Below are 13,499 nucleotides of genomic sequence, written 5' to 3'. Positions count from 1 at the left end.
AATGAGTGTGGGTGTCGTGCGCGAAACGGCCTCCGGAGAGCGTCGCGTGGCGCTGGTCCCGAAGGTCGTCGCGTCGCTGGTGGGCAAGAAGGTCCCCGTGATCGTGGAAGAGGGGGCCGGTCTCGGGGCGCTGATCCCGGATTCCGAATACGTCGACGCGGGGGCGACGATCGGTGATCCGTATTCGGCCGATGTGGTGCTGCGGGTATCGCCGCCCACCGATGCCGAGATCGGCAAGTTGCGCAGTGGTCAGAAACTGATCGGTTTCCTGGCTCCACGCAACGCCGACAACAAGATCGGTGCGCTGCGCGACGCGGGGGTGGAGGCCTACGCCGTCGAGGCGATTCCGCGTATCTCGCGCGCACAGGTGATGGACGCGCTGAGTTCGCAGGCCAACGTCTCGGGCTACAAGTCGGTCATCGTGGCCGCCGACCTGTCGACACGGTTCTTTCCGATGCTGACCACCGCCGCGGGCACGGTGAAGCCGGCGACCGCGCTGATCCTCGGAGTGGGTGTGGCCGGCTTGCAGGCGTTGGCCACGGCCAAGCGTCTGGGCGCGCGGACCACCGGCTACGACGTGCGTCCCGAGGTCGCCGAGCAGGTGCGTTCGGTCGGTGCCCAGTGGCTCGATCTCGGTATCGACGCCGCCGGTGAGGGCGGGTACGCCCGAGAGCTGACCGAGGACGAACGGGCTCAGCAGCAGCAGGCGCTCGAGGACGCGATCAAGGGTTTCGACGTGGTGATCACCACCGCGTTGGTGCCGGGTCGGCCGGCTCCGCGCCTGGTCACCGCCGCTGCGGTGGAGGGCATGAAGCCGGGCAGCGTGATCGTGGATCTGGCCGGGGAGACCGGCGGCAACTGCGAGCTCACCGAGCCCGGGCAGACCGTCGTCAAGCACGACGTCACCATCACCTCGCCGCTGAACCTGCCGGCCACCATGCCCGAGCACGCCAGCGAGCTCTACGCCAAGAACGTGTTCGCCCTGATCGATCTGATGCTCGATGAATCCGGCGCGCTGGCACCGGATTTCGAGGACGAGGTCATTGCCGCCGCGTGCGTGACACGCGACAAGGAGGTGTCGGCCTGATGTACACCGAACTATTGGCCAACATCGCGATTCTCGTTCTGGCGGGATTCGTGGGTTTCGCCGTCATCTCGAAGGTCCCCAACACCCTGCACACCCCGCTGATGTCGGGGACCAACGCCATCCACGGCATCGTCGTGCTCGGTGCGCTGGTGGTGCTGGGATCGCTGCCCGCCGACGCCAACTGGGGTGTGCGCATCATCGCGTTCGTCGCGCTGGTGTTCGGAACGCTCAATGTGGTCGGCGGATTCGCCGTCACCGACCGCATGCTGGGCATGTTCAAGGGTAAGAAGGAGACCACCAAGTGAGCGCCACCGTCGTTGCTTCTACCTACGTTCCCTACATTCCGGCGGTTGCCAATTTCAGCGGCGACTCCGGGCAGGTCTCCGAGGCCCTGGGGTACGGCGTCACCGCCCTCTACATCGTCGCGTTCTCCCTGTTCATCTACGGCCTGATGGGCTTGACCGGCCCGAAGACCGCTGTGCGTGGCAACTGGATCGCCGCGGTCGGCATGGGAATCGCCATCGTCGCGACCCTGCTCGGTGTCTACAACAACGCCGGCGATGCCGGGGTGCCGGGTATCAACTGGATTCTGATCTTCGTCGGCCTCCTGGTCGGTGTGGCGCTGGGCATTCCGCCGGCACTCAAGACCAAGATGACCGCGATGCCGCAGCTGGTGGCGCTGTTCAACGGCGTCGGCGGTGGCACCGTCGCGTTGATCGCGTGGTCGGAGTACATCGAGTCCGATGGCTTCACCCACCTGCACGAAACACCCGACGTGCACGTCATCGTCGGGTCGCTGTTCGCGGCGATCATCGGTTCGATCTCCTTCTGGGGCTCGCTGGTGGCGTTCGCGAAGCTGCAGGAACTGCTGAACAAGAACTTCGAGAAGAAGTTGGTCAAGGCCGCCAAGGCGTTCCAGTTCGCCAACATCGTGCTGGCCATCGCGGCCATCGCGATCGCCGTCTACATCGGTGTCTCGGCCGATTCGACGTCGGCGACGCCGTGGTACTGGATCGTGGCGTTGCTGGTGGTCGCCGGTGTGATGGGCCTGTTCGTGGTGTTCCCGATCGGCGGCGCCGACATGCCGGTGGTCATCTCGCTGCTCAACGCGATGACGGGTCTGTCGGCGGCGGCCGCGGGTCTCGCGCTCAACAACCAGGCGATGATCGTGGCCGGCATGATCGTCGGCGCTTCGGGCTCGATTCTCACCAACCTGATGGCCAAGGCGATGAACCGGTCGATCCCGGCCATCATCTTCGGCGCGTTCGGCGGCGGTGACGACGCCGGCGTCGGTGGCGGTGGCACCGAGGGCGGCACGGTCAAGGCGACCTCGGCCGCCGACGCCGCGATCCAGATGGCCTACGCCAACCAGGTGATCGTGGTGCCGGGCTACGGTCTCGCGGTCGCGCAGGCCCAGCACACGGTCAAGGAGATGGCGACCCTGCTCGAGGCCAAGGGCGTCGAGGTCAAGTACGCCATCCACCCGGTCGCCGGCCGTATGCCCGGACACATGAATGTGCTTCTGGCAGAAGCGGATGTGCCCTACGACGCGATGAAGGAGATGGACGACATCAACGGCGAGTTCGCTCGCACCGATGTCGCGATCGTGATCGGCGCCAACGACGTCACCAACCCGGCGGCGCGCAACGATCCGGGCTCCCCGATCCACGGCATGCCGATCCTCAACGTCGACCAGGCGCGATCGGTGATCGTGCTCAAGCGCGGCATGAGTTCCGGGTACGCCGGCATCGAGAACCCGCTGTTCTATCTCGATCACACCTCCATGCTGTTCGGCGACGCCAAGAAGTCCGTCGACTCGGTCATCGAGGAGCTCAAGGCTCTGTAAGGAGCCCTGACCGCAATTTCCCGACGCCCCGCCTGCGGAGCGACCCCGCGAGTCATGACAGACGCGGTGTCACCCGGGCGGGGCGTCGTCGTGTGTCGGTGCTGTCGTGTGCCGGTGTTGTCGAACCGAGACCGACGGTTATCGAGATGAGACCGGCGCCGGCTGGCAGCAGCACCCATCTGCCCCTACTGTTACTCCAGTGACTGGTGTGACCAGGGTGAAAAGAAGGTTCCGTCGAACCACGGTCGTCGTCCTGGCGGCGTCGGCGATCACCGGTGTCGTCGTCGGTACCCTGCCGTCGTCGTCGGAGCATCACCTGACGACAGCAGCGGTCAGTGTCGACCCGGCCACGCTCTACAACGCCGCGCAGCAGAAGTTCTCCGCCGGCGACGTGCCGGCCGGTCTCACCGACCTGCAGCAGGCGCTGACACTGTCGCCGGCCGACGGGCAATCGCTGGCGCTGCAAGCCATCTGGGCCGATCAGGTATCGGACACCGCGGTCGGGAAGGTGGCGGTGAATCGATTGTCGGTGATCAATCCGTTGCTGGCCAAGACCGCTCGTTCCATCATCGACGGGGTCACCGCGGCCGCGGCCATCGTGCCGAGCACCGAACCCACGACGGTGTCGGGAAACCCGGCCATCGTCATCCTCGGCTTCGGGCTGTCGCCACAGGGCAAGCCCGCACCGGAGCTGATCAAGCGCCTCGCTGCAGGCAAGGCCGAGGCGGCAGCGATTCCGACAGCCCCGATCGTCGTCACCGGCGGCAAGCCGCAGAACGGGGTCACCGAGGCTGCGGTGATGAAGAAGTGGCTGACCGACAACGGGATCGATGCCTCGCGCATCCTCACCGAGGACTCCTCGGTGTCCACTGTCGCCAACGCGCAGAACACCGCCAAGCTCCTGGCCGCACGCGGCATCAGCGACGTGGTTCTGGCCACCTCGCCCAACCACATCCGTCGCGCTGCGGCCGATTTCGCAGCGACCGGGCTGCGTGTGGTGCAATCCATCACCACCGACACCGATCTCGCGAAGAACGCGACACCGCTACCCAAGGACAAGCAGACAGGTATCCGCGTCGAGGCCACGCGCACCGCGGGCATCCCGGCGAGCCGAACCCCGCTACTCCCCTCGGACCAGCTACCCGACGTCGGACCGGGTCTCATCGACGACATCGGCGGCAAGATCCTCAAGCAGCTACTGGAGTCGGGGTCGAGCGGCGGACAGTAGCGCGGTCGGTCGACCGATGAGTTCGGGAGTGCCGAGGTGTCTGTAGTGGTACCAACCCCCACCAGGGCGGGGTTGACCACCCAGGAGGACATCATGAACGCCATCGACTCGACCACCGCCGTCGGCACCACCGCCACCCCCGACGCCACCACCGAATCGCGACGACCCGCTCGTATCGTCGGGATCGTCATCACCGTCGTGGTGGCAGCGTTCCTGGTTTTCGACGTCGCAGGCAAACTGACCCGGCCCCAGGCCGTCGTCGACTCGATGGCGTCGCTGGGCTTTCCGATCGGACAGGCGACCGTGATGGGAATCGTTCTCGCCGTGTGCCTGATCGTCTTCCTCGTCCCGCGTACCGCCGTTCTCGGGGCCCTCGGGCTGACCGCGTACCTCGGAGGAGCAGTCACGGCGAACATGCGCATCGAGTCGCCCTTGTTCAGCAGTACCTTGTTCGCGGTATATCTCGGGGTGCTGCTGTGGGTCGGCCTGGTATTGCGTCGGCCCGAATTGCTCGCCGTCGTCGGACTCCGTCGACGGAATTGATACAAAGCATTCTTTTGTTTGTCGCCTTCGCGACGCCAATCTCATATCACGAGCCCGAAATACGGTGACGTCAAACACAATCGTCACCGTATTTCGGCTGTTCTCACCCTATTTCGCCCGTATCGGTCAACACGGACGTAACCCGCTATCGGTACTTTCGGATTCATGCCAAAAATCGGGGATCGATCGCACACACATTCCAGGCCGGACATACGAGAAGTGATCCGGTACGACCTACCGGCGTCGCTCGTGGTGTTCCTCGTGGCATTGCCACTGTCGATCGGAATCGCGATCGCCTCGGGTGCCCCGGTGATGGCCGGGCTCATCGCAGCAGTCGTCGGCGGTGTGGTCGCCGGCGCGATCGGCGGTAGCCCCCTTCAGGTTTCGGGTCCGGCGGCCGGGTTGACGGTGGTGGTTGCCGAGCTCGTCGCCAACTTCGGATGGAAGGTCACCTGCGCGATCACGGTCTGTGCCGGGGTGCTGCAGATCCTGTTCGGGCTCAGTCGAATAGCCGGTGCCGCGTTGGCGATCGCTCCCGTCGTGGTGCACGCAATGCTCGCCGGAATCGGAATCACCATCGCCCTGCAGCAGATCCATGTGTTGCTCGGCGGGAATTCGTCGAGTTCGGCGGTCGCCAACATCACCGGATTACCTGATCAATTGATCGACGTGAACGTCGCGGAGGCGTCGATCGGGCTTCTCGTCATCGCCGCGTTGCTGGCGTGGCCACGGCTGCCCGCGACCGTCCGCAAGATCCCCGGGCCGCTCGGCGCGATTGTCCTCGCCACCCTGGTGGCGCTGATCGCCGGCCTCGACGTCAAACGAATCACGCTGGACGGCAACTTCTTCGAGTCCATTGCGCTTCCCGAGCTCCCCACCGGGAACTGGTCGGCATTCATTCTGGGCGTGTTGACGGTGGCCCTGATCGCCAGCGTCGAGTCGCTGCTGTCGGCGGTCGCCGTGGACAAGATGCACGACGGTCCGCGCAGCAACTTCAACCGAGAACTGCTCGGGCAGGGTAGCGCGAACATGGTGTCGGGTGTGCTCGGTGGACTGCCGGTCACCGGTGTGATCGTGCGCAGCTCCACCAACGTCGCGACCGGAGCGCGGACGCGGTGGTCGGCGATCCTGCACGGGGTGTGGGTGTTCGTCTTCGCGGTCTTCCTCACCGCGCTCGTCGAGCAGATCCCGACCGCCGCGCTCGCCGGATTGCTCGTCGTCATCGGCATGCAGCTGGTCAAGCTCGCGCACATGAAAACCGCTCTGCGAACCGGGGATCTGTGGGTCTACGGCGTCACGGTGACGGCCGTGGTGTTCCTCAATCTGCTCGAGGGCGTCGCCATCGGTCTGGCGCTGGCCGTCATCCTGGTGCTGTGGCGCGTCATCCGCCCCGACACCCACACCGAGGAGCAGCCCGACGGCCGCCACATCGTCCGCGTGCGTGGCTCGTTGAGCTTCCTGTCGCTGCCCCGGGTGAACAGCCTGCTGCGCCGCATTCCGGAGGGTGCACCCGTCACGATCGAACTCGACACCGACTTCCTCGACCACGCCGCGTCGGAGATGCTCGAGGACTGGATTCGGGCCCGCCGCGCGGCCGGTGGTGAGGTGATCATCCTCGAACGTGGCCGTGCCCGAATCGAACACGCTTGGCAGGCTCCGCCGCGACGCCACACCGGCGGCATCGTCGGCCTGACCCCGTGGCGTAGTCGATCCTCCGTTGCCGACGACGAGCAGGTCGCCGAGGTCCCGGCGCCGTTGCGCTCGATCATGGCCGGTGTCACCGAGTACCACCGCGATCACGCGGAGGTCCTGCGCGGGCACCTGTCCGACGTCGTGGACTATCAGGAGCCCGACGCGTTCTTCCTGACCTGTGCCGATTCTCGGATCATGCCCAACATCATCACCTCGAGCGGCCCAGGTGACCTGTTCACCCTGCGCAACGTCGGCAACCTGGTGCCGACCGGTGATCACGCGGACTGCTCGATTGAGGCCGCCCTGGACTTCGCGATCACCGAGGTCGGCGTCAGTTCGGTGGTGGTGTGCGGACATTCGTCCTGCGGTGCGATGCGCGCATTGCATCTGCAAGCCGATACCGCTCCCGCCGACACGTCGATGGCCCGCTGGCTGCGCCACGGTGTGCCCAGTGTGAGCGCGATGCGTCTGGGGCATCCGGCCGGACGTGCCGCTGCCGCCATGGGTTTCACCGAGATCGACCAGCTCGCCGTGGTCAACGTCGCCAAACAGGTCGAAACCCTGAGCCGGCACCACCTCGTCGGCCGCGCCGCCGCCGAATCCACCCTACGGATCATCGGTCTGTACTTCGACATCCGGTCCGGCCGCGTCTACGAGGTGTCGCAGACCGGGCTGCACGCCGCCGGCGTGGGTCATCACGTCAGCCGTATGCTGGAGCGTGAGGCGACCGTCGAATCCTAGTGGTACGAAACCAGCACCGTGGCAAGCGGTCTCGAGGCTCGCCGCACGCGGCTCGCACCTCGACCATCGGGGGGTGACGTAGTGATCTACTCGGGGAGGGGCTGTTCTTGCCCGGTGGTCGGTCTTCAACCCGGTGGTCGAGGTGTGGAGGAGCGTTAGCGACGGAGCCTCGAGACCTCTTGTGCTGAAGAGTATTCGGTGGTTGTGGTGTCGAAACCAGCGCCGTGGCAAGCGGTCTTGATGTTCGCCGCACGCGGCTCACACCTCGACCATCGGGGTGGCATCGACCATCGATGGGAGGACTCAGAACATCACCGATCGGAAATGGGTGATGAGGCGGTCGCCGTCGATCAGGTGGAATGCGATGCCCGGTGGCTGGCCCCGGTTGATGATCTCGGTCCCTTCGAACGGGAGGTTCAGCGTGGAGGCGACGCCCGGGGCGATGGCCAGGGGCCGGTCGGCGAAGCGGGTGACGCACGCCGAATGTGCGTGACCGCAAACGAAGCCGACGATGTTCGGGTGGGTCGCCACGAGCTCGGCCAGACGTTCCTCACCGGTTTGGCGGATGGTGTCCATGAAGGTCATGCCGATGGTGACGGGGGGATGGTGAAAGGCCACCAGGACGCGGGTGTCGGCGCCGGCTGCGTCGATCTGCGCCGACATCCACGTGAGGGTCTCGTCGTCGAGGTAGCCGTCGTTGCGACCGGGGATGGAACTGTCGGCCGACAGCAACAGCACGTCGTCGACGAGCAACGAGGAGTTGACCGGTGCCGTGCTGCGCTCGCTGCCGAGTACCTCGCTATAGTTCTCACGAAGGTCGTGATTGCCTACGGTGACCAGCATCGGCAGCGGTGAGTCCAGGACGCGGTAGGCCTCGACGTACTCGCGTGGCGTGCCCTCATCGGCGATGTCACCGGTGACCAGCAACGCGTCGATTCCGTCGGCACGCGCGTTGAGGTAGCTCAGGGTCGACTCGATCCGGGCACGGTTGAACCGTGTTCCGTTGAAATGGAGGTCGCTGATATGGGCAACGACGAACACTCACACTCCCTTGTCGACTGACCCTGAGGCTAGCCGCATCAGATCACGCGAGCGCGCCGAGGGGCGAACGCGCAGCGCCGGGTGTGTCGGAGAGCACCCACGTCATTGACACTGGATGCGCCCACTGTCAAGGTTGGCCGATGAGGCGACGTCGGCAGGCAGATCGAGACGATCACGCGTTCGCGGGCCGAACAGCCGTCGTCACCGGCGGCGGGTCGGGGATCGGCGCGGCCTTCACCCGGGCTCTCGCGAGTGCCGGCGCCCACGTGTGGTGCGCCGACATCGACGAGCAGGCAGCGACGAGAACAGCGCAATCGACCGGATCGGAACACGCCCGCGCCGTCGGTCTCGACGTCACCGACGCCGACGCCGTCAGGTCCGTCGTGAACTCGGTGGTCGCCGACCACGGACGCATAGATCTGATGTTCAACAATGCCGGGATCGCACTGGGCGGCAACACCGAGGAACTCACCGCCGAGCAGTGGGACGCGGTCATCGACGTCAACATCCGCGGCGTCGTACACGGTGTCACCGCGGCATATCCGCACATGATCCGGCAGGGATCGGGCCACATCGTCAACACCGCGTCGATGGCCGGGCTCACCGCGGCCGGCTTGCTCACGAGCTACGTGATGAGTAAGCACGCGATCGTCGGATTGTCGCTGGCGTTGCGGACCGAGGCCGCCGCGCACGGGGTGGGTGTGCTCGTGGTCTGCCCGGCCGCGGTGGAAACGCCGATGCTCGACGCCGACGGCGTCGGTGGCTTCACCGGGCGGACGTATTACCTGTCGGGCCAAGGGATTCGGACGCCGTATCCGGCGGATCGCCTGGCGTCGGACACCCTTCGGGCGATCGGGCGCAATCAACCGCTGCTCGTGGTGCCCGCGCAGGCCCGGATGGCCTGGCGGTTCGCGCGGATCTCACCGGGGCTCATGCAGACGATGGCCACGCGTTTCGTCGCAGGCCAGCGGGAACGTCAGGGGTTGTGACGTTCGACGCGGGCTCAGTGCAGCGTACGGTCGAACAGTTTCTGTAGCTCTGCGTAGTGGTACTCGGCGGCATCGTGGTTGTACGGTGCGGTGTCGGCCATCGTGTAACCTTGCGCCGCACCGGGATACACGCTCGCATGATGGATCACGCCGCTCGAGGTCAGCGCGTGCTCGAACTGGGCGATGGCCTCCGGGGGGCATCGACTGATCATGATCGGCGTGGACCGCGAGGACCTCGGCGCGCACGTCGGACAATGACAGATGCGGGCTGTCGGCAGCGTCGGTCACCACACCGCCGGTGTGGAACATGCCCACGGCGGCAACATCATCGGGACGAGTGGCCGCGGCCAACAACGCCAGCCGTCCGCCCATGCAGTACCCGGTCGTACCGACGGACCCCGGGCGCACCCCGGGTAGCGCGTGCAGCGCATCGAGGTACGCGGCGAGATCACGCCGGGCAAGGTCGGTGGTGAGTGCCTGCATCCGGGGTCGCACTCCGGCGAAGAAGGCGGCGCGGCTGTCATCGTCGAGGAGCGGCCCATCCGGAGAGGTTTCGGCGGCACTTCCGCTGCGATAGAACAGGTTGGGCGCCAACACCACATAGCCCCACGAGGCGATCCGATCGACCATTGTCTCGATCTGCGGACGCAGACCGATCGCGTCGATGAGAAACAGCACTCCGGGCCAGGTGGCGTCGGCGTCGGCCGACACCGGCCGCGCCATGTACGCCTCGGCGGGCCCGTCGGCCGCAGTGATGGTGATCATCTCTCCGGTGGTCTCGGTCATCGTTGTCGTTTCGATCAGAGTGGATTGAGGGGTGTGTCAGAGGTCGCCGGGGAGTTTGTCGCGCCGGATTCCCCGCCAGCTCGGATGTCGTAGATGGCCGGTGCTCGTCCAGTCCATGAAGCGCACCTCGCCCACGATCTTCGGCAGTACCCACACCGCATTCGCCGCGACCGGCCGGTCCAGTTTGTCCAGAAACGGCGACCGCCGGATGGTCAGCGGCTCGAGTTCTTCTGCGAGAGCACTCAGCTGGGCTTCGGTGAAGCCGGTGCCGACCCGCCCCACGTAGCGCAATCCGGTCTCCTCGGGCAGGCCGAGCAGCAGCGAGCCGATGGTGTGCGCACGGTTCCCACGGCCCGGCCGCCATCCGCCGATCACGACTTCGATGTCGCTCCAGTTCTTGTGCTTGAGCCACGAATTCGATCGCCGGCCCTGCTGATAGGTCGACGAACGACGTTTTGCGACAACGCCTTCCATCCCATGTTCACGGCTGTACTCGGCGGCCGCGGCGCCCGGCCCGGGTAGCAGTGGCGGTACCTCGACGTAACGGGATCGCCGGAAGGCCGGGGCGAGCTCCTCGAGTAGCTCGCGCCGCTGCGACCACGGTTTGCGCAGCAGCGACGTCCCGTTGAGGTAGAGCAGGTCGAACAGGTACAGCTTGAGGGTGACCTCGTCGTCGGCCGATCGGCGTCCGGCGAGCAGCGTGAAATTGGTGCGGCCGGTGGCGTCGAGGGCGACGACCTCCCCGTCCAGTACGACGTCGATGAGCCCGAGTTCGTCGGTGATGCAAGCGAGTTCGGGAAAGTCGGCGGTCATGTCCAGGCCGGAGCGCGAGGTGAGCCGGAATTCGCCGCCGATATAACGAACCAGGAGGCGATAACCGTCCCACTTGCCCTCGAAGGCCCAGTCCTTCGAGTCGAGCTTCTCGATGGATTCATCGGTTGCCAGCATCGGGCGCGGATCACGCAAACTCTCCGGCAGGATCGGTCGTGGTTCGTCGCTCATCAGGTGGGCGAGCCAATTCTTGTCGCCGGTCTTGATCAACGCGTACCGGCCCTGGACGCGTTCACCGTGCAGCCGGACGATGATCTCGTCGTCACGCCATTTCTCGGTCTCGTAGGTACCGCGATCCCAGATCTCGACGTGCCCGCCGCCGTACTCACCGGCCGGGATGTCGCCGGCGAAGTCGGCGTAATCCATCGGATGGTCCTCGGTCTGCACGGCGAGGCGGTTCTGGTCGGGATCGTCGGGCAGGTTCTTCGGTACTGCCCAACTCACCAGCACGCCATCGTGTTCGAGCCGGAAGTCGTAATGCAGGCGCCGGGCGTGATGCTCTTGGATCACGAAGATCGGCCCACCCGGCTCGTTCTCGCGCGACACCCGGGCCCCGTCCACCCCGGATCGTGACTTCGTGAATTCGTTGTCCCTGAACTTCGTGTCACCGAAGGGCTCCGGGGTGACCGCGGCGTTGCGCTTGCGCCGGTACTCGCGCAGGTTGATCACCTGGCCGCCCTCGGCGGAGACCGACTCCGGTTGTGCCGCATCGGCAGCCGAATCACCCGACTCCTCTGGGCCGGCTGGGACCCCGTCGTCGTCGAGTCCGTCGAGGAGATCGCCCCACTCATCGATCCGCTCGAGGACCTCGGTGTAGAGCAGCTGCGTCAGATCGGGATCGGCCATCTCGTCCCACGTCCGCGGTGCGGCCACCCAGGGCTGTTCGCGGCCCCGCAGCGAATACGGAGCGAGGGTGGTCTTGGACGCGCTGTTCTGGCTCCAGTCGATGAATACCTTGTGGGGCCGTTCGGATTTCGCCATGATCGCGGTGACCCGATCGGGCTGTTGCTGGGCCAACGAGGTCGCGATCTGCTTGGCGACCGTTCGCGCCGAATCCGCCGACACCGGCGTCGGGAACCTCGCATACACGTGAATTCCCTTGCCGCCACTGGTGACCGGATACGAGTCCAGTCCGGCGGCGTCGAGCATGTCGTGGATGTCGCGGGCGACCTCACCGCACTCGGCGAGGGTGACCCCGGGCCCCGGATCGAGGTCGAGGACGAGTCGGTTGGCCTTGGGGCCCTCGGCGGCGAAGTCGGCGAGCGCGTCGTCTCGCGGCAGTCGCCATTGTGGCGTATGCAACTCGAGTGCTGCCATCTGTGCGAGCCACACCAGTGTTGCGGGTGAATCGGCCACGACGTATTCGATGATCCGACTGCTGTGTTCGACTCCGCGCCGGGTCACCCAGTCGGGGATGCCCTCGGGAACCGACTTCTCGAAGAACGGGGTGGACTCGACGCCATTGGGCCAGCGTTTGCGGGTGACGAGACGATCGGCCAGATGCGGGAGCATCACCTCGGCGATCCGCGCGTAATAGTCGATGACGTCGAACTTGCGGGTGCCGGTCGACGGGTAGAGCACCTTGGCCAGGTTGGTCACCGAGATGGTGTGCCCATCAACCTCGAGTGTCTGCCCGGACGCCATGGTTCAAGCCTGCCACGTCCTCAAGATGGGCGTGGGACCCGCAGAGACCGGGTGAGGATGGCACAATGGCGACCATGCGCTCGATCTGGAAGGGCGATCTGAGCTTTGGTCTGGTCAACGTGCCGGTCAAGGTCTATTCGGCCACGGAAAGCCACGACCGGAAGTCGTATCAGGTCGACTCGTCCGACGGCACCCGCATCCGTTATCGACGGGTCCGGGAGGGCACCGACACCGAGGTCGAGTTCTCCGACATCGCCAATGCCTACGAATCCTCCGCGGGCGACACGGTGATCCTCACCAAGGACGATCTCGCGTCCCTGCCCGTGCAGAAGAGCCCGGAGATCTCGATCCTGGAATTCGTGCCGGTCGAGCAGGTCGATCCGATCTACTTCGACAAGCCCTACTATCTCGAACCCTCGTCGAAGTCACCGAAGGCCTACGTCTTGCTCGCCCGCGCCCTGCAGGAGACCGACCGGCTCGCCATCGCATCGTTCACGCTGCGCAACCGGACGCGGATGGCGGCGCTGCGGGTCATCGAGCCCGGTGTGATGACGCTGCAGACGCTGTTGTGGCCCGATGAGGTCCGCAAGCCCGATTTCGGGTTCCTCGACGACGACGTCGAGATCCGGGACCAGGAACTGAAGATGGCGTCCTCGTTGATCGATTCGATGGCGCAGGACTACGACCCGAGCGAGTTCTCCGACACCTACCAGGAAGAGCTGGCGAAGCTGATCGACGCGAAATCCGATGGCTCCGAGGCATTCCCGGAAGCCGAGGAGGACTCCACCGAAGACGAGGACTCCGAGGTCGCCGACCTGCTCGCCGCGCTGCGGGCATCGGTCAAGGACCGCGGTACGGCCGAGGAGTCCGACGACTCCGGGGTATCGAAGGCGCCCGCGAAGAAGGCCGCCAAGAAGGCTCCGGCGAAGAAGGCGGCCGCAAAGAAGGCGCCGGCCAAGAAGGCCGCAGCGAAGAAGGCGCCGGCCAAGAAGGCGGCGTCGTCAGGGTCCGACGACGAGTCGAAGACCGCGGCGAAGAAGACCTCACGCCGCGCGAGCTGAGCCGCGCGCC

At 65.8% G+C, this 13,499-nt stretch carries 10 protein-coding genes and 1 pseudogene; 8 read left to right on the top strand and 3 right to left on the bottom strand.

Annotation, left to right across the window (positions count from 1 at the left end; translation table 11 throughout):
- Position 1: 1 nt before the first annotated feature.
- From P3L18_RS14790 to P3L18_RS14765, 6 genes are all read left to right on the top strand, one after another.
- Positions 2-1,087 (top strand): NAD(P) transhydrogenase subunit alpha, encoded by a 1,086-nt coding sequence (locus tag P3L18_RS14790; RefSeq protein ID WP_276114471.1) that lies wholly within the window; start codon positions 2-4, stop codon positions 1,085-1,087.
- Positions 1,087-1,392 (top strand): NAD(P) transhydrogenase subunit alpha, encoded by a 306-nt coding sequence (locus tag P3L18_RS14785; protein WP_006369335.1) that lies wholly within the window; start codon positions 1,087-1,089, stop codon positions 1,390-1,392. Before P3L18_RS14790 ends, P3L18_RS14785 begins: the two co-directional genes overlap by 1 nt.
- A 35-nt stretch (positions 1,393-1,427) precedes the next feature.
- The gene (locus tag P3L18_RS14780) at positions 1,428-2,933 is read left to right on the top strand and encodes an NAD(P)(+) transhydrogenase (Re/Si-specific) subunit beta (protein ID WP_276114524.1); all 1,506 of its coding nucleotides are present in this window, start codon (positions 1,428-1,430) and stop codon (positions 2,931-2,933) included.
- Positions 2,934-3,141: 208 nt separating this feature from the next.
- Positions 3,142-4,161: a YdcF family protein gene (locus P3L18_RS14775; protein ID WP_276114470.1), complete on the top strand. Its 1,020-nt coding sequence runs from the start codon at positions 3,142-3,144 to the stop codon at positions 4,159-4,161.
- Positions 4,162-4,254: 93 nt separating this feature from the next.
- The gene (locus P3L18_RS14770) at positions 4,255-4,704 is read left to right on the top strand and encodes a DoxX family protein (RefSeq protein WP_079931418.1); all 450 of its coding nucleotides are present in this window, start codon (positions 4,255-4,257) and stop codon (positions 4,702-4,704) included.
- Between the two features lie 165 nt (positions 4,705-4,869).
- Positions 4,870-7,137 carry a bifunctional SulP family inorganic anion transporter/carbonic anhydrase gene (locus P3L18_RS14765; RefSeq protein ID WP_276114469.1) on the top strand — a complete coding sequence of 756 codons (2,268 nt, stop codon included), beginning with the start codon at positions 4,870-4,872 and terminating at the stop codon, positions 7,135-7,137.
- Positions 7,138-7,440: 303 nt separating this feature from the next.
- On the opposite strand, the gene P3L18_RS14760 is transcribed toward P3L18_RS14765, so the two are convergent.
- Entirely contained in the window at positions 7,441-8,178 is a 738-nt protein-coding gene (locus P3L18_RS14760) for a metallophosphoesterase (protein ID WP_079931416.1), read from the bottom strand.
- A 140-nt stretch (positions 8,179-8,318) separates the two neighbouring features.
- Between P3L18_RS14760 and P3L18_RS14755 the strand changes: the two genes are divergently transcribed.
- On the top strand, positions 8,319-9,167 hold the full coding sequence (locus P3L18_RS14755; RefSeq protein WP_079931415.1) for an SDR family oxidoreductase: 849 nt from the start codon (positions 8,319-8,321) through the stop codon (positions 9,165-9,167).
- A gap of 14 nt (positions 9,168-9,181) precedes the next feature.
- Here P3L18_RS14755 and P3L18_RS14750 read toward each other — a convergent pair.
- Together P3L18_RS14750 and P3L18_RS14745 are read right to left on the bottom strand one after the other, a co-directional pair.
- Positions 9,182-9,953 (bottom strand): annotated as a pseudogene (locus P3L18_RS14750) (dienelactone hydrolase family protein).
- 36 nt (positions 9,954-9,989) lie between these two features.
- Positions 9,990-12,428 carry an ATP-dependent DNA ligase gene (locus P3L18_RS14745; RefSeq protein ID WP_276114468.1) on the bottom strand — a complete coding sequence of 813 codons (2,439 nt, stop codon included), beginning with the start codon at positions 12,426-12,428 and terminating at the stop codon, positions 9,990-9,992.
- Between the two features lie 65 nt (positions 12,429-12,493).
- On the opposite strand from P3L18_RS14745, the gene P3L18_RS14740 reads away from it, so the two are divergent.
- Positions 12,494-13,489 (top strand): Ku protein, encoded by a 996-nt coding sequence (locus P3L18_RS14740; protein ID WP_006369348.1) that lies wholly within the window; start codon positions 12,494-12,496, stop codon positions 13,487-13,489.
- The last annotated feature ends 10 nt before the right edge of the window (positions 13,490-13,499 follow it).

The sequence above is a fragment of the Gordonia sp. N1V genome (genome assembly GCF_029269935.1).
GTDB classification, from domain to species: domain Bacteria; phylum Actinomycetota; class Actinomycetes; order Mycobacteriales; family Mycobacteriaceae; genus Gordonia; species Gordonia polyisoprenivorans.
Note: the sequence above shows the minus strand (reverse complement) of the source record. Positions and strands in the feature narration are given on the sequence as shown.